Origin of the sequence: Planktothricoides raciborskii GIHE-MW2 (assembly GCF_040564635.1) — a bacterium.
Taxonomy (GTDB): Bacteria; Cyanobacteriota; Cyanobacteriia; order Cyanobacteriales; family Laspinemataceae; genus Planktothricoides; species Planktothricoides raciborskii.
Genome location: NZ_CP159837.1, coordinates 7142203 through 7166534, shown reverse-complemented (window position 1 = coordinate 7166534; position 24332 = coordinate 7142203). Strand labels below are relative to the sequence as shown.

At 41.5% G+C, this 24332-nt stretch carries 21 protein-coding genes; 17 read left to right on the top strand and 4 right to left on the bottom strand.

The features are described from left to right. Window positions 1–352 precede the first annotated feature (352 nt). Window positions 353–997, bottom strand: a complete 645-nt coding sequence (locus tag ABWT76_RS30430; protein ID WP_054467038.1) for an LON peptidase substrate-binding domain-containing protein — start codon at window positions 995–997, stop codon at window positions 353–355. Window positions 998–1298: 301 nt separating this feature from the next. Beyond that, window positions 1299–3053 (bottom strand): DUF2079 domain-containing protein, encoded by a 1755-nt coding sequence (locus tag ABWT76_RS30425; protein ID WP_054467039.1) that lies wholly within the window; start codon window positions 3051–3053, stop codon window positions 1299–1301. Between the two features lie 496 nt (window positions 3054–3549). Between ABWT76_RS30425 and ABWT76_RS30420 the strand changes: the two genes are divergently transcribed. From ABWT76_RS30420 to ABWT76_RS30340, 17 genes are all read left to right on the top strand, one after another. Continuing rightward, window positions 3550–3849, top strand: a complete 300-nt coding sequence (locus tag ABWT76_RS30420) for a hypothetical protein (protein ID WP_354635424.1) — start codon at window positions 3550–3552, stop codon at window positions 3847–3849. A 311-nt stretch (window positions 3850–4160) separates the two neighbouring features. Continuing rightward, entirely contained in the window at window positions 4161–6686 is a 2526-nt protein-coding gene (locus ABWT76_RS30415; RefSeq protein WP_354635423.1) for a WD40 repeat domain-containing protein, read from the top strand. A gap of 311 nt (window positions 6687–6997) precedes the next feature. Then, window positions 6998–7678, top strand: a complete 681-nt coding sequence (locus tag ABWT76_RS30410) for an AarF/UbiB family protein (RefSeq protein WP_354635422.1) — start codon at window positions 6998–7000, stop codon at window positions 7676–7678. Window positions 7679–7867: 189 nt separating this feature from the next. Next, window positions 7868–8035, top strand: a complete 168-nt coding sequence (locus ABWT76_RS30405) for a hypothetical protein (RefSeq protein WP_156331825.1) — start codon at window positions 7868–7870, stop codon at window positions 8033–8035. 340 nt (window positions 8036–8375) lie between these two features. After that, window positions 8376–9770 carry an oligosaccharide flippase family protein gene (locus tag ABWT76_RS30400; RefSeq protein WP_054467043.1) on the top strand — a complete coding sequence of 465 codons (1395 nt, stop codon included), beginning with the start codon at window positions 8376–8378 and terminating at the stop codon, window positions 9768–9770. Window positions 9771–9844: 74 nt separating this feature from the next. Then, entirely contained in the window at window positions 9845–10705 is an 861-nt protein-coding gene (locus ABWT76_RS30395; protein ID WP_054467044.1) for a glycosyltransferase family A protein, read from the top strand. 58 nt (window positions 10706–10763) lie between these two features. Continuing rightward, a complete protein-coding gene (locus tag ABWT76_RS30390) occupies window positions 10764–12215 on the top strand; it encodes a hypothetical protein (protein ID WP_072160793.1) in 1452 nt (483 codons plus the stop codon). Between the two features lie 457 nt (window positions 12216–12672). After that, window positions 12673–13638: a glycosyltransferase family 2 protein gene (locus tag ABWT76_RS30385; RefSeq protein WP_231636816.1), complete on the top strand. Its 966-nt coding sequence runs from the start codon at window positions 12673–12675 to the stop codon at window positions 13636–13638. Between the two features lie 241 nt (window positions 13639–13879). Continuing rightward, window positions 13880–14464, top strand: a complete 585-nt coding sequence (locus ABWT76_RS30380) for a serine O-acetyltransferase (RefSeq protein ID WP_054467080.1) — start codon at window positions 13880–13882, stop codon at window positions 14462–14464. Between the two features lie 68 nt (window positions 14465–14532). Next, complete coding sequence (locus ABWT76_RS30375; protein WP_054467046.1) at window positions 14533–14715, top strand: hypothetical protein; 183 nt, start codon at window positions 14533–14535, stop codon at window positions 14713–14715. Window positions 14716–14734: 19 nt separating this feature from the next. Continuing rightward, a complete protein-coding gene (locus tag ABWT76_RS30370; protein WP_082348901.1) occupies window positions 14735–15469 on the top strand; it encodes a sulfotransferase domain-containing protein in 735 nt (244 codons plus the stop codon). Then, window positions 15450–15587 carry a hypothetical protein gene (locus tag ABWT76_RS30365; protein WP_156331827.1) on the top strand — a complete coding sequence of 46 codons (138 nt, stop codon included), beginning with the start codon at window positions 15450–15452 and terminating at the stop codon, window positions 15585–15587. Before ABWT76_RS30370 ends, ABWT76_RS30365 begins: the two co-directional genes overlap by 20 nt. Window positions 15588–15770: 183 nt before the next feature. Then, a complete protein-coding gene (locus ABWT76_RS30360; protein WP_054467047.1) occupies window positions 15771–16796 on the top strand; it encodes a glycosyltransferase family 2 protein in 1026 nt (341 codons plus the stop codon). A gap of 64 nt (window positions 16797–16860) precedes the next feature. Beyond that, a complete protein-coding gene (locus ABWT76_RS30355) occupies window positions 16861–18132 on the top strand; it encodes a glycosyltransferase family 4 protein (protein ID WP_054467048.1) in 1272 nt (423 codons plus the stop codon). Window positions 18133–18237: 105 nt separating this feature from the next. Beyond that, on the top strand, window positions 18238–19470 hold the full coding sequence (gene epsE, locus ABWT76_RS30350) for an exopolysaccharide biosynthesis GT4 family glycosyltransferase EpsE (protein ID WP_354635421.1): 1233 nt from the start codon (window positions 18238–18240) through the stop codon (window positions 19468–19470). 44 nt (window positions 19471–19514) lie between these two features. After that, window positions 19515–20690 (top strand): glycosyltransferase, encoded by a 1176-nt coding sequence (locus ABWT76_RS30345; protein ID WP_082348902.1) that lies wholly within the window; start codon window positions 19515–19517, stop codon window positions 20688–20690. Window positions 20691–20793: 103 nt separating this feature from the next. Beyond that, a complete protein-coding gene (locus ABWT76_RS30340) occupies window positions 20794–21018 on the top strand; it encodes a hypothetical protein (protein WP_082348903.1) in 225 nt (74 codons plus the stop codon). Window positions 21019–21629: 611 nt separating this feature from the next. On the opposite strand, the gene ABWT76_RS30335 is transcribed toward ABWT76_RS30340, so the two are convergent. Beyond that, window positions 21630–22532: a glycosyltransferase family A protein gene (locus ABWT76_RS30335; RefSeq protein WP_354635420.1), complete on the bottom strand. Its 903-nt coding sequence runs from the start codon at window positions 22530–22532 to the stop codon at window positions 21630–21632. Window positions 22533–22569: 37 nt separating this feature from the next. Beyond that, window positions 22570–23799 (bottom strand): glycosyltransferase, encoded by a 1230-nt coding sequence (locus ABWT76_RS30330; protein WP_054467052.1) that lies wholly within the window; start codon window positions 23797–23799, stop codon window positions 22570–22572. Window positions 23800–24332 lie beyond the last annotated feature (533 nt).

Sequence of the window (24332 nt, the reverse complement as noted above, 5' to 3'; positions counted from 1 at the left end):
AATTCATTGTTCATTCTAGGGTTCATTCCAGGGAGTTAAACGGTAGCAATTCGTCAGGAATCATCTCACATCTAGGCATCAAATGCCCGCAATTTCTACCCAAACCAACCCAGTAAAATCAATCGATAGCCGCAACAGAGATGAGTAATTCATTAAGCCCGTTACCGGGGATGAATTAACTGAATTTAGACTTAGTTTAGTATATAATAAAAATAGTATTTTTTCTTTTTACCAATTTCCTAATTACCAGTGTCCTCAATAATTCTGTATTTTTGAGGCATAGAAACTGAAAAACCCGGTTTTTGACAAAAAAAACCGGGTTTCTGGGTTTTGGGAAACGTTTCAATTAATTCTAATTTTCATTAAACGTATCTTTCAGAACTGTTCGCGCTGCCAGATGATTGCGAGTCGAAGTGAGAATTTCTGATTCTCTGGTAAGGCGATCGCTTGTACTGATCATTTCCAGCAGGTCTTGCTGTTCTTGGGGGACACCATAAAGGTTGCTGGCCACCCAATAAGACAGTTCTGTGGGCAAACTGGGAATATCGTCGGGAATTTCGATTTTTTGATCCATCAACTTGGCCGACAACCGCACCACATCCTTTAATAATTCCTCAACGTTCGCCGCTAAGGGACGTAAATCTTCAGTGGTTGGTTGATCAGAAATCCATTCTACTAAACCGACCAGATAGGGTTTTTCGCGAACGTATTCCAAAACACGGAATCGTTGCTGTCCCAAGGTCAGCATTTTCATCCGGTCATCAGGCAGGCGTTGATACTGAAGAATCTCCGCACAGCAACCAACCGTCGCCGGTTGGCGTCTTACGGGATCCCATAAGACGACCCCAAACCGGCGATCGCTCTCCAGAATCGTGTTCATCATGATTCGGTAGCGGAATTCAAAAATATGTAGAGGCAGAGGCCGACCTGGAAATAGAACTACTTCCGGTAAAGGAAACAGCGGGAGTTCCCGAACAGCAATATAGGAGGGTGGCATTTTTCCTGAAGTCTGTGCTTACTGAGCTTCTATACTTACTTTAACTTACTTGGTCAGAGTTTGCATAACTTATTCGTTGTTGTTTATTAGTTATTTGTTATTTGTCGGCTGGGCAAATTGATTTAATTTCTTGATTGATTATCAAGTGGTAGGGTGGGCAAAATTTTGCCCACCCTACGATTTAAGTCTGATGTAGAAATTTTGCCCACCCTACGATATTTTAGGGTGGGCAAATGGATAGAATTACTTAACTTGTAGTCTGATGTAGAAATTTTGCCCACCCTGCGATTTAAGTCTTTATTTATTTAACTAATAAAGCAGTAATCTTGTCTCGATAAGTTTGCCAAGCGGTGACTGCTTCGGGGTCGGAAGTTTGTCCTCGGTGTAATAAAATTACTCCATCGGTAAAGCGAATGATGCCATAAAGTCCACTATTGTGGATATTGTCAATGACTGAAATCATGTTTTTTAATAATGCCCGGTCATGTTTGAATGCAGGCTGATATTGTTCCAGTTGCCACAAGTCCGCGATCGCATATTCTGTTTGCACCACTCTGGCGCGATCGTTGCGTAATTCTAGGGCGGGAAATCGGAGAATTTCTCGACGGCTGGACAAATGGGGCACAATATAAGTAGTGGCAGAAACACTGGCATCTGGGGGAATTTCTGGCAAAACAGAATGAATTACGGCGCTATGTTGCCACCGTTGGGGCAAGGACACATAAACCCAAGGATTAATTGAGTCAGGAATAATAAAAGATAAGGTGCGATTCGGGTTAGAAGTTAGGGATAAAATAATCGATAAACCGAGACAAATTGTCCAAAATCGTTGCATGGAGACGGTGAATAACTGGGGACGATTTTTTAAGGAATTGATCCACCCTTCAAATACTTCTTTTACCACCGTAACCGGGGCAACCCACAGACTAATTTGGGTCAAGCCTCTCAGCAGCAAGTCTCGCATTGGGGCGGTTCGCAATTCTTGACGATTTGACCACCAAAGAATCATGCCGTAACAAATTCCCGGTACTACGGTCATGGCATACCGAATGTTAATTGATAAAGCGGTTTGCCCTTGTTGTAAGAAAATTGCAATTAAAGGAAAACCAGCGATCGCCCATGCTGCGGGGGCGGCTACAGGAATTAACCCAAAAGGCAACCATTGCCCCAATAAATAAAGAATTTTGCGGTCTATGGGAATCAGGAGTTTCCGCAATACTTTCCCCGGTTGGCTAATTAATGCCCACAATAAATCTAACGTGGTGGCTTGTTCTTTGGGTTCTTCCGAACCCAGCAAATGCCCAAACCTTTCCAGGGTAAATCGGCGAGCAACATCCTCAGAAAATAAGGGCATAATGATATTAGTCAACCCTAATATGTAGAGAAAACTGAGCATAGAAACCCCTAATCCTAATTTGGGATAACGTTTACTTAGGGTCAGATAAATTCCCACCCCAAATAAGGAAACTCCGCCATCTTCCCGGACTGCTAATACACAAACTGCCATCAGACAAAATAATGGCCACCAGCGTTTTTCCATTGCCAGCAGCAGGGTAAACATAAATAATGGCATTTGACAGTTATCGGCAAAATTAGAAAGGGTCGGGCCAATAATTGCATTTGCACTATAAAAGCTGACCACAATCATGGCCGCGAGGGGGGGTTGCAGATATTGTCGGGCGAGGATATATAAGACTAAACCCGCTGCGGTGACTAAGGTTACTTGTAAGACGGTTAAAGTTATGGCATTAGGAAATAGGGCGTAAATCGGTAGCCAAATTAATAAGGCTGGGGTGAAATGTTGCCCTAGTCGGTGATAGGATACGTCGGGAAATTCGCCACTGTGAACCACATTTGTGGAGAGTGAAGAGGATAAGGAACTCTGAAAAAAACGACCGTGAAGACTATTCCAATAAACCTGGTTAAAGATGCCTTGGTCAAAGGAGGCATAGAAGGTGTAGTACCGATGCACTGTTAAGGTCAAAGCGATTAGGAAAAAGGTCATTGCGGCGGCGATCGCCAATCGAAACCACGGATTTTTTGGCCAAGACAACATGACAAATTCTCACCGGATGGAAATTGCAAGAAATATTAAGCTATTTAAAGATACCGCATCAAGAAACAGGGTTTATAAATATATGTAATTTACAATTTGTAATTTGTGACTTGCAATTATTTAAACGGGATCCATTGCGGAGCGTTAGCCGTAAGGCTATACGGCAGGAAAGTCCCTAGAGACTTTTGATGGTTTACACAATTATTAAATTTTGATTTAACAATCGTAAATATTGTCTCATTTTATTATCTCATTTTTAAGCGATCACCTCATTTTCAATCCTGGAGTTTTTGCGAAATTCCGCCATCAAGTCGCCATGAAGTCAATGAGTTTGAGTAATTTGATCCTTTCTGGGCAGAAATTGGCGCATTGATCGGACTTTGCTAAAATGAAAAAATGATAAAAAACTTTGCAAATCACCGAAACAAAAACTAATATTCAGAACGAATAATTGGTGCTATAATCAAAAAAATTAATTATAGGAGACGCCACAATTATGACAAATGCAACTGTTGAAGACTGGTCTAAAGAGTTATTGAAACTACAGCGCACCATGTTTGACAAGTGGATTGAAGTGACCCCAATGGCAGCGGGAATGAAAGCCCTGAATGTCAAGGGCAGTGTGGAAGAATCGATTAAATTTGGCGAAGATATTATTGCAGCTTCCCTGGAGCTTCAATCCCAAGCCAATCAATCGACTTTGGACATTCAAAAGCTGTTTTGGGATAACTATTTCAAGAACCTGCGTCAAGCCACCCAGTATCTAGAAAAACAAGTCGAAGGAAAAGCGGCTTAAGTACGGATTCACTATTGATAGAATATTCTCAGTCACTTGAAGATAACATCAGTGTCCCAGGTACAACTGAAGAAATTCCTTCCTGGAGAAAGGGGTGTAAAAGTTAAAATTCAAACATCATCCCAAGGTCAACTGCATTTCTGATTAGCGATTTAGCTGGCGTTTGAGTAAATTTATTAAATGTTTAAATGAGCAGAAGACGGTTAGGGTAGGTGAATTGATTCCAACACGAACACGAAATATACTGAGTATTCTTGTATCAACGCACAAATCTCCTCAAATTGGGGAGATTTGTGCGTTGATCGGGGAAAATGACTATTGATGGGGTTGTTGGAAAAAAACACATGATCATGGTGGCAGTGCTAATCGGTGTCTGCGGGGAAGACGAGGCGACAAAAAATGGGGTTGACCGGGAAGCGGTGGAAACACAACCGGGGACGGTTTCGCGGCGATCGCCACAACGGGTGATGGGTAAGGTGATGGGTAATATACAGGCGATCGCCCACGCATTAGCGGAATCCCGGTCTCAACAGATAGATTCGGGGAAGTTTGCCCAACCCCAGATTACGGAATTGATTAATCCTAGTCCCGAACAGATGCGCGATCACATTCAACAGTTATTTGATCGGCCGACAGTGGATGCTCTACGTTTACTCTACTTTTGTGGATCGGCAATTGTGACGGCAACGGGTCAAGTTTATTTATGTGAAAAGACGGCGAAAGATGCGCCGCCATACCCCCTAGGGTCAGTTTTGCCGCCAAACCCGTCGATGATTTCCCTGGATTGGGTGTTGCAACAGATGGAACAAAGTAATAGCCCCCAAGGGGTAGTGATTTTGGATTGTTTGGATGTAATTTACCAGGGAAAAGAAGTTTTTGAACAGATATCCTGTCGTCGCTTTACCAAAGGGGCTTTGCTTTGTCATTTCCGCATTTGGCCAAAACCAATTTCCGAGGAGTCAATTTCCGGGGAGAAAGAGAGTCATTCGGAGGCAATTTTAAGGCAATTAATGGCAGAAGATGATTTTCCCAGTTATACCGATTATTTAGTAGCTGGACTGGCTACCGGGGCAGCGGATCTGGATCGAGATGGGGTGATTTCTCTGGGAGAATGGCATGATTATGCGGCCTATCAGTTGAGTTTGGTGACTGCTGGGATGGAGGCAGCAATGTATGCGATCGCACCAGCGGAAAAAATAGCGATCGCGGAAATCTTGAGTCTAAACGCCAATCAAGAATACTATCATACTCTGATGGAAGTCGCTAAGTCTTATCAGGGAAATTTTCCCTTGGTGGTGCAGCGAAGTCTTGATGTGCGTCGCGAAAGTTTGGGGGTGTCCCAGGCGATCGCTGCTAGTCTGGAAAAAACCGTTTTAGTCCCTTACCTTTACCATAAAGCTAAGTTAGAACTCTATAAAAAATTACGCCACAGAGTCACGAAAAAACGCGGGATAATTTCTCCCGAAAATCGTCTCTGGTTGAAGTCGCAACAAGGCATTTTAGGATTAACTGATGCGGATATTCAAAATATTGAACCGCCAGCGGTTGCTAAATCATCAAATCAGCGCCGCTTACCAGGGTTAATTATGGCCGGAATTGCCCTGACAATGTTATTTGCTGGGGGAATTTATGCCTTGCGATTAGGTGGGCGATCGGCTTTAAGAAACGCAAAACAGCCAGTCAATTTATCCCCTGCCTCGGAAACGATTAATCCTAGTCCCAACCAAGGAAATGATGTAACCGGCAACCCCAATAAAGGGAATGATGTAACCGAAAATAAGTTAACAGATCCGTTTCCTATTCCTACAAAAAAACCGATTACCCTCACGGATCATCAAGGGCCAGTTCAAGCAGTGGCGATCGCGCCTAATCAAGAAATTCTGGCTACGGGCAGTAATGACCAGACAATTAAACTATGGAACTTAGCCCCCCTTTGGCAAAATAACTCAGAAAACCCGCCATACTCTAATCAATTATTAATCGATACCCTCTCAGGACATACGGATAGAGTGAGAACTTTAGCCATTAGTTCTGATGGTCTAACTTTAGCCAGTGGGGGCAACGATCAAACTATTAAAATTTGGAATTTAAGCCCCAAAAATGAGCGATCGACTTATTTAAAATCAACCCTAACCGATCATATTGGGGCTATCTATGCCCTGGCTTTTTTGCCCAATCAAAACATATTAATTAGTGGCAGTTCTGATTGGACAATTAAAATTTGGGATTTGAATACAAATCAAGTTATCAAAACCCTAGAAGGTCATCAAGGATCGATTAGATCATTAGCGGTCAGTGCAGATGGTCATACCTTAGTCAGTGGCAGCACCGATGGCACCGTAAAAGTTTGGGATTTAAGAACTCGACGTTTACAACATACCTTAATCGGACATACAGATTTAGTTCGCACTGTCGCTATTAGTCCTGATGGGAAAATTATTGCCAGTGGCAGTTGGGATAATACCATTAAACTTTGGACGCTGCAACCGCAAACAGAAATCAGTGAATCTGCGGATTCTGATGCGGATTACTCCCCGTTTTTAATAGGGGCGATCGCTGGCCATACTGAGCATATCAATTCAGTGGCATTTACCCCCGATGGTCAAAACCTAATTAGTGCCAGTGATGACAATACAATTAAAATTTGGAAATTGCATTTATCGGCGGATCAAAAACATAAAAATAACCGCGAATTAGCGTCAGTTACAGCCACCTTTACTGACCATAGTACGGATATTTTATCCCTAGCGGTAAGTGGTAAAAATGAGCAGTTTGCCCAAAGTTATCCGCTGCTAGTTAGTGGGAGTTGGGATCATCAAATCAAAATTTGGTGGTAAAGAAACCGGGTTTTTTGCGGCATATAAAAGTTATCTGTTTATCGCCACCAAGAAACCCGGTTTCTTCTGCCAACCGCTATCCGTTGCCAACCACTATTTGAAAATAAAATAGTCAACCCATTCCCTGCCAACCGCTATCCGTTGCCAACCACTATTTGAAAATAAAATAGTCAGCCTATCCGCTGCCAACCGCTATCCGTTGCCAACCCTTATCCGATCTCAAGAAGCCAGTTACACCGTTCGCGAAGCGTCCCGGAGGGAATCGCTTACGGCGAAATTTAGCCAAAAGTCGTTGGTTTGAGACCAAAGAATTGGTGATTCCAGAAATTGTTTGGGACCTCACTACCCAAAAAGTTTTGGTGATGGAATGGTTGTATGGTAAGCCAATTTTAACCTGGGATTTTCAGTTGCCCAATGGCAATGAAGACCAAGCCAAAAAAAAGGCGATCGCGAAGCGTTGCGGATGCAATCTCGCCACCTTATTAACCCGCGTATTCTTTGAACAAATTTGTCTCGATGGCTTTTTTCATGCCGATCCCCACCCAGGCAACTTATTTTATCTCACCGATGGTCGAGTGGCTTTATTAGACTGTGGTATGATTGGCCGCCTTGATCCCGTAACCCAGAAAGTTTTAATTGAATTACTCCTAGCAATGGTAAACTTAGATGCCCAACGCTGTACCCAATTAACCTTAGAACTTTCTCCATCCCCGATTAGTATTAATTTAGCCCGCTTAGAAACCGAATATGACCGATTATTGCGAAAATATTACAATCTAAATCTATCAGAAATTAGCTTTGGTGAGTTATTTTATGAAGTGTTAGAAGCGGCCCGCAGTAACCAAGTCCTTCTTCCGGCAAACTTGGGCTTATGTGCCAAAACTTTAGCCAATTTAGAAGGGGTTGCCCGTACCCTAGATCCTGAATATAATATTTCCGAACAAATTAAACCTTTAATCACCGATTTATTTAGTCTGCAAATGATTGGATAAGCCCCAATTCCTGCCCTACTCAGAACCGCCTTAGACCTAAAAAGTTTATCCCTACAATCACCTCGACAGGTTGAAGTTTTATTAGATCGGATTACCTCGGAAAGACTGCGCTGGAATTTCCGGATCCAAGAATTAGATGACCTGCGTCGTAGTATTGATGACTCCGCGAACCGTCTGTCTTTTAGTATTTTGGTCGGTTCTTTAATCATGGGCGCCGCGATGATTTCCTCCCAAGAACCGATCGCCCAAGTTTATTGGGTCAGTGAGGCGTTATTTGCCGCCGCCAGCTTATTAGGTTTATGGTTAATCATCAGTATGGCGATTCCCTCCGGGACGCTTCGCGAACAGGAAAATTAAGTTAAAGATTTTGTAAATTTTTGTGATTTCTTGACAATTAACTTGACATTGTGGTTTATTTTTGCGATAATGCTCATAATAAAGTAATAATAAAAATATGTGCAAATTTTACCACATATTCCCCATATATCTCGGTAAAAAGTGTCTAAAATTATTCGATTAACGGAAAAATTTAACAATTTTTCAGCCAATAATTAAGCCCGGTGCGATCAAACTGACTTACTGAAATTCCCAAAGTCAAAAATCAGGGTGGGTTCACGCAAACATTGCGCAAAAATCCTTATAATTCGTCAGTTGAGCGGACTTGTTTGAGCCTAGCTGATCATACGAGGAGCCACTAATGCCTGTGATTAAAAACAAAAACGAGCCATCAAAAACCAAAGCTCAGAAAGAATCCTCTTTAAAAAAGCAGGCCATCCGTGGCACAGCCTGGACAATCATTGGTTATGGAGGAGGTCAAGCACTACGTTTGGGCAGTAACATAATTTTGACTCGTTTGCTAGTGCCAGAACTTTTTGGTTTGATGGCTTTAGTCAATACCTTCATCACAGGTCTCACATTATTCTCTGATATTGGCATTAAACCCAGTATTATTCGTAGTAGCCGCTGGAATGACCCGCTGTTTCTCAATACAGCTTGGACTTTACAAGTAATGCGCGGTTTTTGGTTATGGTTTGCTTGCTGCCTAATTACGATTCCAGTGGCAAAATTCTATGAAGAACCTAGGTTTCTATGGTTAATTCCAGTGGTTGGTTTCACAACGGTCATTGGCGGCTTTAACTCTACTTCCTTAGCGACACTCAACCGCAAAGTGGAACTGGGTAAGTTAACCAAACTGGATTTTAAAACCCAGACATTGAGTTTAGCTGTGACGATTATCTGGGCTTATTTCAAGCAAACCATCTGGGCACTTGTAGGCGGAATGATCGTCTCTAGATTTATGTCCATGTTTTGGAGTCATCAATTAGCTCCTGAAACCTCAAACCGCTTTGCTTGGGATAAAACCGCAGTCAAAGAACTCCTGTCCTTTGGCAAGTGGATATTTTTATCCACCATGATGACCTTTTTGGCTGCCCAAGCCGATAGACTGATGCTCGGTAAATTGTTGTCCTTGGAAATGTTAGGAGTATATACCATCGCATTTACTTTTGCGGATATCCCGCGACAATTTGTTAAGAAATTAAGTGATCAAGTGATGTTTCCGATTCTATCCCAGAAAGCGGATCTGCCCAGGGAAGAACTGAGAAGAAAAATTCTCAAAAAGCGCTGGCTATTACTGACTGGCATGGCATTGATCGTTACTTTTTTAGGATGTTTTGGCGATATAATTGTCTTGCTCTTATATGACCACCGGTACAAAGATGCTGCTTGGATGTTACCCATTTTATCATTAGGTCTTTGGCCTTTGTTGCTGCATATAACAGTTAATCCCAGTCTATATGCAATTGGCAAACCTGTCTATGTTGCATTTGGCAATGCTTTAAAATTTTTATATATGATTGTTGTTTTACCGCTTGGCTATTCTTTGATGGGATTAGTCGGATCTATTATTGTCTTAGCCTTTAATGATTTGCCTTCTTATGTAGCGATTAATTTTGGTTTATGCCGAGAAGGTTTGACGGGAATCGGTCAAGATATTTTAGCCACCCTGATGTTAATCAGCTTATTTGCTGTAGTTTTAAGCATTCGATATAGTTTGGGTCTAGGAAATCCAATTGCAGGCATTTTATCCTAATTTTCTGAAAATGAGACGATAAAAGCCTTTACACAAATTGATGTAAAAAATAATATTGACTAGGGAAAGAATAAATGTCTCAACCAGTGGATTTACTCTTAATTACATGGAATCGCCGGGAGTATCTTGAAAAAACGATCCCAAACCTCCTAAGTGATCCCAGTGATTTTCGTTTATATTGTTGGGATAATGGCTCTCGTGATGGAACCGCAGATTTACTAAAATCTCTTCAGGATTGCCGAGTGGTTCAGCGACATTTTAATCAGGAAAATGTTGGCCAATATGATCCTTGTATGTGGTTTTTACAAGAAGCGAGTAGTGATATCGTCGGAAAAGTAGATGATGATATTTTGCTGCCTCAAGGCTGGACAGAACGAATTGCACCAATGCTTCGGAAAGAACCAAAGTTTGGCATGTTGGGTTGCTGGATTTTTATGCCGGAAGATTGGGATGAAAATCTTGCCCATAAAAATATTATTGAGCTATCTAATGAACGAGTTTTCCGCACACTTACAGTTCAAGGGCAATCATTTTTGGCCAGAAAAGAATACCTGATTCGTTATAAACAAACGCTGAACTTACCACAAGAAAAGCTCAAGTGTGGCTTGCCAGTCCATACACTGTCGATGTCGCTTGATGGGTTGGTAAGCGGTTATCCTGTGCCACTACTTTATGCGCATAATATGGATGATCCGCGATCGCCCATGAATGTAAAGACGAAATCGGGAACACTTCAGTCAGAATCAGCTTTATCGGCACGTAACCGAGGATTTCAATCAGTCGAAGACTACACAGCATGGATTACAGCGGATGCGCGTCGTCGTCAAAAATATCCATTTTATCAATTGTTGGCATGGAAAAAACTTGAGCGAGATAATACCCTGATTGGCAAAATTAAACGCAAGCTGTTAAAGCCTTTTTTAGCTCCGAAATAGACCAAGACAGTTCCTCAGACCATGCCGTTCACTTTCATTTTATCTATGGTTTCTGCTTATGAGTCCTCAAGCACAACTGGTCATGCTGCTTTGGCTGCCATTTGTCTTGTATATTTTTAAACGCTATTCACCCTCAGTCGGGGTGATGGTTGGGATTATTGGAGGTTGGCTGTTTCTTCCTTGGAAATCAGGATTCAAAATCCCGCTACTTCCTGCGTACGATAAAATGGGTGCAACTGGCTATTCGGCATTAGTTGGGGTGGCCATCTTTGATTCTCAACGCTTCAATAAGTTCAAATTAGGTTCGCTAGAATACCCAATGCTCCTCTGGTGTATCAGTTCATTCATCAGTTCAATCAGCAATGGGCTAGGACCTTACGATGGATTAGCTTCATCCCTGGCTAAAACCATGACTTGGGGAGTGCCTTATTTTTTGGGTCGGATTTATTTCAATAATCTGGCGGGGATTCGCGAGTTGGCCATTGGTATATTTGCTGCTGGAGTTATTTACGTTCCTTTGGCTCTTTACGAAATTCGCATGAGTCCCGTATTGCATAAGATGATCTATGGCGGCTATCCCCGTGGAATCGCTTCGATCATGCAAGCAAAACGATATGGAGGATTTAGACCGTTTGTGTTTATGGAACATGGGCTGGAGTTGGGTGTTTGGTTCATGGCCACGAGCTTAATTGGAATTTGGCTGTGGAGAAGTGGGGTGTTGAAAAAATTATGGAATCAGCCCATGATCTTACTGATTCCTTTGATGCTGATTACATTTGTGTTGGTGAAATCAACTGGAGCTTGGGGATTACTGGGTTTCGGGTTAACGATTATGCTAGTTGCTCAGTTTTTAAAGTTATCACTCCCTTTAGTCGGTTTAGTATTACTGATTTTTTATTACTTATATATTGCTTGTACTGGTTTATTTCATGGAGGTGATATCATTGCTTTTTTGTACCAGCTAGGAATACCATACGAGCGAGTATCTTCTCTTGAATTTAGATTTGCTAATGAAGAAATTATGGGAGGATGGGCTCGTCATAGAATTCTTTTTGGCTGGGGAGGATGGGGGAGAAACTTTCCTCCTGACTTTGAAACGATTCCCGATAGCTTATATATTCAAATTTTTGGTGTCAATGGTATGTTTGGTGTGTTGACTTGGGGACTTGCTATTCTTTTACCTGTCTGTTGTTTTTGCTTACGTTATCCTGCCAAAAATTGGTTTCACCCCAAGGTAGCACCTGCGGCAGCGATCGCAACTGTCTTGCCATTGTACGTCCTAGATTGCCTACAAAACTCAATGATTAACCCTATCTATGCTTTCATGTGTGGCGGTTTAACAGGAGTGGCATCAAGTCCTCCAGAAAGCTTAAAAGATAAACCATCAAAAAAATCATCAAAACCCAGGTACGCCAAATCTACTCCGCAACAAAGTCAAGTGAGAAAAGGACGGAACCGACAGGGACACCGAAGAAATAAAGTCCGAAGATCACCCAAAAATATGATATGATTCACAAGAAATCACGGATCATAGTTCAGATAAGCAGTCATGCCAAATAAATTGCACACCCTGATTCGCTGAAACCCTTGCAACGACCATTCCGTTGGGATGAAATTATTTTTGTCCTCTTGCTTAAAAACGGAGCAGTGATTTTAAGATTTTTTTTGATTTAAAACAATTGAAAAATATGTAAAGTATATAATATTTTTTTTTGATTCCTTCATCTAGGATAAGGAGCAAGTAAAATAGGCTAAAATCAAATTTATACCATATACAAAAAATCATGCAACACTAGGGTACGCCCAAATTAATCTCGTAATTGTATCAATAATTTTTAATTTGGTATTCAAAGCTAAATTAATAAAAAATATTCAGCAAAAAAATAATATAACAGAGTAAAATATGATAAATTAATGAACAAACATAAAAATTATTTTGACAAGAATTTTTTTGTGAAGAATAAAACATGATGCGTCTTGCTATTGTTATCATTAACTATCGGACACCTAAACTGGTAATCGATTGTTTAGGCTCGCTGGAAAATGAAATCACCGTCAATCGCGATTGTGTGGTTGTGGTCGATAATTGTTCTGGAGATAACTCAGTCGATCAAATTGAGCAGGCCATTACTGACCACCAATGGTCACAGTGGGTTAAGCTCATCCCTTCTCCCGTCAATGGGGGATTTTCTGCTGGGAATAATCTGGGGATTCAAGCGGTTAATGCTGAGGCTTATATCTTGTTAAATAGTGATACGATTGTGCGACCAGGGGCGATCGCCTCCCTGCTGGCCGCCATGCAAAGCCATCCCGGTGTGGGTCTGATTAGTCCACGTTTGGAGGAACCAGACGGCACTCCCCAGATTAGCTGTTTTCGCGACTCTTCACCGATTACTGAGTTTATCCGAGCCGCCGCGACAGGAGTGATTACTCAGCTATTAAAACGATATGATATCCCAATTCCGGTATCGGACGAACCCATCGAACCCGATTGGACTGCCTTTGCTTGTGTGTTAATTCGCGCTGAAGTGATTAAACAGGTGGGTTTGATGGATCAAGGATATTTTATGTATCGTGAGGATAATGACTATTGTCGCCGTGCCCGGAATGCTGGGTGGAAAATATTATATTGGCCAACAGCCAGAGTGGTTCATTTGGTCGGTGGTAGTGGATCCGTTCAGTCCGATTTGGCGAAGAGAAAACGTCCTCCAGCCTATTTATATGCTTCTCGGTCTCGGTATTTTGCCAAGCACTATGGTCAAGCTGGACTTTTGATGGCCAATTTACTTTGGCTTGCTGGTCGGACTATTTCTCTGAGTCGTGAAATAATTGGGAAGAAACAGCCCCATACTTGTGAATACCAAGCTCGTGATATTTGGCTCAACTGCTGGCAACCGATGAAATCCCCCAAATTACCTGGGCAAACTAATTAATCAGCAGCAAAGAGAATTGATTAGGGAGAGAAAAAATTTATGATTATCCCCAGTTTATTGACTACAGTCGTTATCGTTTTCAACTGAAGCCTTATTTGCCTGAATCAGCCGTTATTTGATCAATATAGCGTGTTGCCGGTCTTTGTTGTACGATTATTTGATCAATCAAAAGAAGAGTTGGAATGTTTTTGTCAATTGATTGGTTGCAACGATAGAATATTATAAAGGAAAAAAACTGATTATGGTCACAAAGCAAGATCCGATAACAAGTGAACCAGAACCAGAAGCCAATAATGATCTAGGACTCTGGGAGCAAATCAAAGAAGATTGGATAGCTCATAAGTGCGATTGGACAAAGCCGGGATTTCGGGCAATAGCAGTTCAGCGATTTGGGGTCTGGAGAATGAAGATTCAGCCAAAGCTACTTCGGGCGCCCTTTAGTCTTCTTTACCAGGCTTTTTATCGGAAGATCCGAAACACCTATGGGATTGAATTGCCCTACACGGCGAAGCTTGGTCGCCGTGTAATTATTGAGCATCAACATGGGATTATTATTCATGGGTGGGCTGTAATTGGCAACGATTGTGTTATTCGTCAAGGTGTGACAATTGGGAATCGTTACCGGGAGCGTCCAAAGGATGCCCCAAAGCTTGGTCAGCGGGTTAATGTCGGTGCAGGGGCAAAAATATTGGGTAATGTAACCATTGGTGATGATGTCAACATTGGGGCCAATGCTGTGGTGCTATCAGATATTCCTTCTGGAAAAACTGTTGTTGGCATTCCGGCAAAAATTATTAACAGCAAAAATTCCCCAGACAATGCTTAGATAAGAAATATGGACTGCCTATAAATTGGTTAGTAGATCAGAAATTCTCACAAGCTTTCGATACTGTGATGCTGAAATATATTCACAACCAGATGGTGAATGTCCTTTGGCTTTCTGGTCGGAGTAGTTCTCTGAGTCGTGAAATAATTGGTAAGAAACAGCCCCATACTTGTGAATACCAAGCTCTTGATATTTGGATCAACTTGTGGGAAGCGATGAAGCCCCCCAAATTACCTGGGCAAGATAATTAATCAGCGGGAGAAAAAATTGATGAGCGATCGCCCACACTTTATCATCATTGGCGCCATGAAATGCGCCACCAGTAGCTTGCATAAGCAACTTGCTTTGCCACCCGGTATTTTTATGTCTGAACTGAAAGAACCCAACTTTTTCAGTAATGATGAGCAGTACGCTCAGGGAATTGAATGGGATCAATCCCACTTGGCTGCCGCTGATACCCATGACCTCTTTGGTGAGTCGAGTACCCATTACACCAAGTTACCCACCTACCCACAGATCATCACACGACTTCAAAAACATTTGCCTGACGTGAAGCTAATTTATGTTATGCGCCATCTGATTGACCGACGGGTATCCCAATATATCCAAGAATGGAGTGAATGCCGGATTTCTGTGGAAATCAATCAAGCGATTTATAACCATCCCGAGTTGATTGACTACAGTCGTTATAGTTTTCAGATCAAGTCTTATTTTGAAGCTTTTGGTCAAGATCGCGTGTTGCCGGTGTTTTTTGAACGGTTATTTTATCAGCCACAGACCGAGTTGGAACGGATTTGTCAATTTATTGGTTACAAGGGTCAACCGATTTGGGATGCACAAGTGAACGCTCAAAATATTTCTAATCAGCGAATGCGGAAGAGTGCATGGCGGGACGTTTTGGTTGAGCTTCCTTTCTTAAGCAAGGGGACAAAAATAATTGCATCCCAACGGAATAGTCGGTGCAAGGGTTTCAGCGAATCAGGGTGTGCAATTTATTTGGCATGACTGCTTAAAACAAATTCGCCAGAACTTAATCCCCAAGAATTTTCGCACTGGGGTACGCAGTTTGTGGACTTTGCAACAGCGACCAGAACTGAAATCAGAACAGGTGGCATACTTATAGGGGATGTTTAATCAAGACCCGGGGCTTCTGGGATCTTGGTTGGGCATTGAATTGTCTTATGAGACGTTTAAAAATACTGTAAAGGCTCGTTCCTATCAATGGATTGACCGTTCTGATGTGATACAACCGAAACAGTAGCAAAGTAATGACCTAAGATCAGACCTTAAACCTGGGAGAGGAAGCATGAGTAAACTTGGCATCGTTATAATTGGTCGCAATGAGGGAGAACGTCTGCGTCGTTCACTCAACGCAGCGCTGGGCAAAGGACATCATATTGTTTATGTCGATTCTGCATCGACTGATGGCAGTGTCGAGTTGGCTAAAGAGATGGGAATCGATGTGGTAGAACTTGACCCCTCAAAACCTTTTGCCTCACCGCGATCGCGCCATGAAGGTTTCCAGCATTTAATCAAAGTGGATCCCGAAATAAAATACGTTCAATTCATTGATGGTGATTGTGAACTGATTTCTGGGTGGCTGGAACGTGGGGTTAGTGAACTGGATGCGCGATCGGATATTGCCGTGGTATCCGGAAGACGGCGAGAACGCTTTCCGGAAAGCTCGATTTATAATCGACTTGCCGATATTGAGTGGGACACGCCCATTGGGGAAGTCAAATATTGCCACGGTGACGCCATGATGCGGGTGGCAGCCTATCAGCAAGTTGGCGGTTTTAATCCCGGTTTAATTGGTGGGGGTGAACCGGAACTATGTGTCAGGTTCCGTCGCGAAGGCTGGAAAATTCTGCGAGTTGATTGCGAAATGACCTGGCATGATGCAGATATCACCCGTTTCAGTCAGTGGTGGAAACGGAATATTCGAGTGGGTCACGCTTATGCCGAAGGTTCTTGGCTGCAAGGTCGCAGCCCCCAACGTCATTGGGTCAAAGAAAGCCGCAGTATTTGGTTTTGGGGCTTAGTTGTGCCTTTAATTGCTTTAGTATTGGCATGGCCAACTAAAGGCTTAAGTTTATTATTATTGTTAGGATATCCGATTTTAACCTATCGGATTTACTGTCGAACTATACAACAAAGAGGACTTACCTCAGCAGATGCTTTTTTGTTTGCTTGGACTTGTGTAGTGGCGAAATTCCCGTTGGTACAAGGCCAGCTAAATTTTCATCTGAATCGCTTGATTGGCCGTCAGACCAAACTGGTTGAATACAAAGATGTTTCCCAGATCGAGCGAGATCCTCAAGTAACACCCTAGACTGCTGATATAAGCGAAGCGTTCAGTTTTTATCATTTGTTCAGAGAGATACTAAGAGCCTAATATGAGCCGGAAAAAACTAAAACTTTTATTGATTATTGAACAATGTAATCCCGAAAAATCATCAGTCCCTTTAGAGGGGTACAATTACTTTCATGAAATTAATCAGTTATTCGATGCCACTTTGGTCACTCACGAAAGAAATCAAAAAGCTCTGGAAAAACTGGGATATAAAAATATTGTTTATATGCTTGAAAGTGACTTGAATAAAAAATATCATCGCTTAGTTTCCCATGTAACAACGATTAGAGGTAAAAGAAATTGGCCTTTGTATAATGCTTTGCGTTATCCAATTTATGCCGAATTTAATCAAAAAGTCTATCAACAGTTTAAACAGCAAATTCTGCAAGGGGAATATGATATCGTTCACGCTTTGACCCCGATGATGCCGAGATACCCCGTCAAAGCGGTTAAACTTTGTCAAAAAACCCCGTTTATCATTGGCCCGGTTAATGGGGGAGTCCCTTTTCCTGCTGGGTTTGAAGAAATTGCTAAACAGGAATTTGCTCAGTTTAATTTTTTAAGGACTTTGGGTCGCTATTTAATCCCCGGTTATGTAGAAACTTACAAAAAAGCCGATCGCGTTTTGGCTGGTTCAACCTATACCTTAAACAATTTAAAAGAAATGTTTTCTCTGTCCGATGACCGGATTAGTCTATTTTATGAAAATGGCATTACAAGCAATTTTTTAGAAACCGAAAAATCCTTGACTCCCAAAGAAAAAGTCCACCTGCTATTTGTCGGCAGACTGGTGCCTTACAAGGGAGCAGATATGGTCATGGAAGCCTTGGGACGTTTAGAACCATCTCTGCAAAATAAAATTATATTTACCATTGTGGGGGATGGCTCAGAAAAAAGGTTCTTAGAACAAAAATCCCAAGAACTTGGTTTGACTCATTTGGTAAATTTTGCCGGATGGGTGACACAACAACAGACCCTCGAATACTATCAAAATTCTGATATTTTTTGCTTTCCCTCTATCCGAGAATTTGGCGGGGCTGTGGTACTCGAAGCAATGGCTTGTGGCTTGCCTTGTATTGTGGTGAATAATGGGGGAATTGGAGAATATGTGACGGAAGAAACTGGGTTTAAAATTGAGCCAAAATCAAAAGATCATTTAATTTTAGAATTGGTTAATTGCATTAAAGTTTTAGTCGAAGATGATAGTCTGAGAAACGAGATGTCTTGGAAATCCAGAGAACGAGTGAGAGAATTTACCTGGCAAAATAAAGCGCAGGCGATCGCACAGATTTATGAGGAGATTTTGAAAAAATAAAACCTGACTGATTAACTGAATAATTATTCAAGTTAAAATTAAAACCGATTAAATAATAATTCCTGATTAATTGGATTTAAACACTCAAAAAATAATTCAAGGAGAATGATGAAAAACTGGATTGGATATTTGATACCAGAATTTCCTGGACAAACACATATTTTTTACTGGCGGGAACGGGAAGCGCTGGCTGAAATGGGGATTAAAACTGATTTGGTATCTACTCGGCGTCCCCCCAAGGGAATTGCGGCTCATGTTTGGGCAGAGGAAGCTCAAAAAAATACTTCTTATCTAGCACCACTTTCTTTTCAAGATATTGTTGTTGCCAGCATAGAAATCCTCAAAGCTCGACCCGTTGCTTGGTTCAATTGCCTGAAAAGCATCATGCAATCTCAGGACACATCTTGGAGTCAGAAACTTCGTCTGTTAGCTTTGGCTTTTATTGCCGGAAAACTTGTGTGGGTGGGTCGAAAAAACGGCTGGGATCATATCCACGTTCATTCTTGTGCTGATGCTGCCAATATTGCGATGTTTGCCTCAATTCTTTCCCCTCTGACTTATAGTCTGACGCACCTCGGCCCGACCTTAGAAACCTATGGACCGAATCAAAAACAAAAATGGCAGCACGCATCATTTGCCATCATCGAATCGGAAATGCTGCTCAAACGCGCTACCGAGAAGTTGGGTGATTGTCTTCCCGATCAAATTGCGATTTCGCCAATGGGTGTAAATCTTGACGAAATCAAACGTCATAGTCCTTATAAGCCTTGGGATGGAACTGGTCCGTGCAAAATATTCTCTTGTGGACGGCTTAATCGTGTCAAGGGACATAACTATTTGATAGAAACAGTGGAACAACTCAGAAAACAAGGGTTTGATATTCGGTTGCAAATTGCTGGGGAAGACGAACAGGGTGGCAGTGGATATCATCAGGAACTGGAGAAAATAATCCGAGAAAAGTCTTTGTCTGAATCGATTGAGCTTTTAGGCGCAGTTCCTGAACCAAGAATTCGTCAAGGTCTTGAAGAAGCGCATATTTTTGCTTTGGCTAGTTTAAATGAAGGCACTTCGATTGCCATCATGGAAGCACTGGCGATGGAAATGCCGGTAATTGTGACGGCTGTGGGTGGCACCCCAGACATGGTTGATGATGGAGTTGATGGGATCCTGGTTCCGGCCAAACAACCAGCCGCCATGACTGATGCGATCGCCAACGTCTTACAAAATCCAGAACTTGCCTTGAATCTGAGTCGAGAGTCTCGGAAAAAAATCGCGGCTAAATATTACCACCGACAGAGTGCTGAGACTTTAGCTAAACTTTTAGAACAGCTATCTTAATCTCTGGTTAATTTGAGGTTTTGTCAATTTACTTTGAGGAATTTATGATGCTAAACCATCGAAAAATCAGACTATTGATGCTGATGCCCAATCTGCATGGTGGTGGGGCTGAAAAAGCGGTTTTAACCTTGTATCGTTCTCTAGACACGAATAAGTTTGAACTGTCGATATTAGCCCATGAAAAATGGGGCAGCTTGTTGCATGACTTAGATGATAGTATTAATATTAAGTTTGTGCATGAAAGAAAATACAAACGAACAGACCTCCCCGGCTTGCTGTTCGCCACAATTCATCATGCTAAGTCTACAGATATTATTCTGGGTGCGAATGAGGGACGTGCAACTTTCTTTGGTTTAATCGCAGCCAAATTACTCCGCAAACCGATTGTGGGTTGGTTACATAATGATTGGAGTCAGTTTAGAAAATTGACTAGCTGGAGACAAATACTATCCCTGAAATTATATGGCTATTTTGATCGGGTTGTCGCCTGCTCTCAAGGGGTTGCTGACAGCTTCTCAAAAATAGTTGACTTAGATTCGTCTCGGATTCAAACAATTTATAATGGAATTTCAGGGGATCTGATTCGCCAACGGACGCAAGAACCTCTCCCCGATCAATTTACCAGTATTTTTGAACAGCCAACGATCATCACAGCGGGTCGATTGGATTATCCGAAAGCTCAAGAGTATCTCATTGAAGCCCATGCTTTCCTCATTAATAAAGGAATTAAACATAATTTAGTGATTCTAGGTCAAGGGGGACTGCTAAACTCACTCAAACAACAAGTAAATCATCTTGGGGTTTCCAATTCCGTTCATTTCCTGGGTTTTCAAAATAATCCCCACATGTTTATAAAAAATGCAACGGTCTTTGCTTTGTCGTCTCGATTTGAGGGCTTCCCGCTTGTGATTGCAGAAACTTTGTTTTGCGGAACGCCGATTGTCTCAACCGATTGTCCTTCCGGTCCCAATGAGGCTTTAGAAGGAGGAAAATATGGGATTTTAGTCATACCAGAAGATCCCAAGGCACTTGCAGATGGTCTGGAAGAATTGTTATGCAATCCGACAAAACGCGCAAAGTTTTCCCAACTGGGTCTTGAACGTAGTGAAGCTTTTGAGCAAAAGTATATTGCACGAGAATGGGAAAGCCTATTTGAAGAAGTTGCCCACAGCAGAGGGATTGGCAAATCAGAGAATTTTGAGGAAAAGTTTGACCGTTGATTTTCTACTTATGACCCCGACCACTCACTCGCCGATTGTGGATAAAATCAGGAGAGCAACCAATTGCTGCGGTTAAAATTAAATTGCCTTTGGCTGTGGCTTTATGGTTTCGTCCACCCAGAGTCAGAAGAAGCCTAATAAGTCGATTCTGCCAAAGGTTAGCACTGAGTTATTCAGTCTGGTTTTAGCCGACTTGGCTCGAGAATTTGACCTGAACAAAAATAAGCGGATCCTACTGGTGCTAGATCAAGCACGATCGCATACCACCGAAAAGCTGATTTTACCTGAAGTCATTGACTTGTTTTTTCTCCCCAGTCCCAAGTCCTGAACTACAACCGGCGGAATATTTGTGGCCTTTGACCAACGAAGCTTTAGCGAACTATTCACTACTAATACTTAGATGAATTGGAAAATTTACTGCTTTATCGTTGTCAAAAAATTATGAAGCAACAAAACCTGGTTCAGGGGTTAACCTGTTTTCATTGGTGGCCGAAAACCCCTTCGGCACTTAATCATCACTAATTGTCCGGACTTGATATTAATCCTCCCCATGAAAAATTGATTATTTTGTGATTAGACCCTCACTGGATGGCACAGAAGCCAGAAGTAGGCTTTACCGGAAAATCCGATCATCTATCCTCTCCCTGCATATACTCCCGACCTCAATCCAATGGAATGTATTTGGCCTTTATTAAGAAAACAATTAGCCAATAAAGCATTTAACAATCTCGAAGAAGAAGTGTTTGGTTAATGGATAACTAGGCGATAGTGAAAGGGGCAGAAGGATTTAAGTGGCTTCAAACTTTGAAACGCCATGTAATAAGACTAAGTTTACCAACTTGGTATTCATATATAATCGTTTTTGCAGTCTAACGAAGCCACCAGGACTTGGCTTGGTTTTCCAGCTAGATAGCGGATGATCAATCAGCTTTTATAGATTTATGGTTCACTTTCAGGAATCGTCTCTAAGCGCTTGCCGAGCTTCAACCGCTCAAATTGCCACGCATGTAAAGATTTTCTGAACGGCATATTTTCGTATCTTGGCATTGATTCAAGCATCGCTTTGAAGTATCCAATTACAATAAACAGCCCACCGAGAACAAATGGTCGCTCAAACAATCGATAGACACCGATCGCAAAAATATATAAAGGATGAGTTCCCATAAAATACTGACCTTTTCCCCACCGCATTCTGCCATATAAAATATTTTTATGTGACGATCCCATAAGTCGCTTGTGAATAAAATTTAGGTCAGGATGTCTGATACTCATGGTTCTCCATCCTTCCATACGACAGCGATGAAAAGCGATCCCATCCCAATGTACTTCTCGGACAAAACCTCCCATATCCTCGAAGCATTGACGACGATAAAAGTTAATTTGTCCGGCGACCATTTCATCATTGGTGCGTTCTTCAATTAGTTTCCCTTCTTCTTCTAAGAAAGGTTTGCCACTCGCGGCACCTAGATAAGGATCCTTGGCAAAAAAACTTAGTAGAGTTTCAAAGTATTTTTCGCCAAATTCAATATCTGCATCCATTTTACAGATAAAATCATACTCATCGGTTTTGATGCGTTCATATCCGTAGTAAAATGCTTCAACCACTCCAGGGCCAACCGCTCGATCCCCTCTATTTGGTTTTTGCTCTAAATGAATCCAGTCATGCTCTTGAGCCGCTTTTTTGATGATTTCGGGAGTGCGATCGGTGGAACCATCATCAACAATCACCCATTCAACCGGGATAACTGTTTGAGAAATCATTGACTTGATGATTCCTCCAATAAATTCCTCTTCATCTCTTACGGGAGAAATGATAACAATCCGATTACCTGAATTATTCATTGTCTTTGTTGCTTTAAATGTGTAAATCTATTTTAGTTTAGCTAATTTGATTAAAAATGTCTAACAACCGATCGATATTCTTATCCTGGTCAAACTCATCAACAATCCTTTGTCTAGCTGCCTTGGTGATTTGGGCAATCGGTTTGGAACCATTTAAAACGCGCTCGATCGCTTCAGTTAATGATTCGGGATCGTTTGGTTTTGCTAAAAAACCAGAAACACCATCTTGGATTAACTCTGGAATCCCCGAAATCTCAGTTGAAACCACTGGAATTCCCACTGCCATCGCTTCCATCAGAACTACTGGAATCCCATCTTGATCTCCATTCCTATCCTCTTTGCAGGCTAACACAAAAATATCTGCTTGTCTCATCCAAGAAAAAACATCGTCGTGGGCGATCGCCCCCTTAAAATTTATTTTTGAAGTCAAATTATGCTGTGAAACCAAACTTTTTAATTCGTTTATCAATAAACCATCCCCCGCAATTTCCCCTGAAAAATCCTTCCGACCTTCTGCCAAATTCTTTAAAGACAAAATCAGCGTGTCCATTCCTTTTTTCTCGACGAGCCTTCCCAAAGAAATAATCACAGGTTGTTTATTGGTATGTTTTTGATGGTCAATAAACTCGTATTTCTTAGTATCGATGCCGCATCTGACCAATTTAATTTTTCGAGGGTCTAATCCTTGACTTACCATGAATTTACGATTGTATTCTGAAATGGTTATTGCCGCTTTTGATCGGTTGACTTTTTCTTTGAGTAAAAGACCTCGTTCAAATAAATCGTTGGCATGGGATGTAAACGTAAAAGGAATCTTGCTAAGTGAAGACGCATACATCCCAATTTGTGTCGGCACATGAGCGAAATGAATATGTAAATGTTGACATTGATGTTCTTCTAGAATTTTTGCTACCTGACTAGCTTGAAAAAAATGGTAAAGCAATTTTAGCGCCTCTGGATTGATTAATCCAATTTGCCACATATCACTCAACAATAAAAATAAAGTAATCAGGTAGCGACTTGGATGTCTGAAAAAAACTTTCAAATTACTTACAATCACCGAAGTAAATTTTTGCTGATATAAAAAATGAGTATTTTCTAATATTTTTTTTAATTCTGCTTCTTTGGCCGGGACAATCGGATAGTGAACCGACATGGTAATCACTTGTAAGCCTCTTTCCTGGAGAGCCAAAATTTCGTTATATATAAATGTAGCAGAAAGTGATGGAATTTCCGAAGCAAGGTATGCTATTGTCTGCTTAAACATGATGTCATTGACCTTTGGATATTTGATTGTTTATTTAACAAAAATTAATAAGATATAAAATTTTATAACCCCCCTTATATAATTTTCAAGAATTTGAAAAGTCATTGAAAATTAAAATTGTCGCTGCGACGATTGATATCACAATTTATAGCCCAGGAACAAGTAACTGATTGATTAATATAGTTTCAGGCAAAAATCATCCCTTGGTCAACTAGATATCTGGGCATAAAACCGGTTTCTAGTTTAAATAGTCTATATTAGAAACCCCCTATTGTTGACGCAACGAATTGCACGTCTATTATCGGTGATGCATATGCGTAATGACCCTAGCCCCAGTCTACCATCAGATCGCGATTCCTGCCAGTGTTCCTGTTTTTGGCTTTGTATTTTGATTTGGGCACAGTGATCCTGAGCGATCGCCTCTCTCTCCCAGCAATATGGGCTTTAATATTTTACCACTGCTGTTTAAACGCACCCTGCGATTATGATCTTGGCATCGCTAGATCTCCATATCGAACAGGATAAATCAGGGG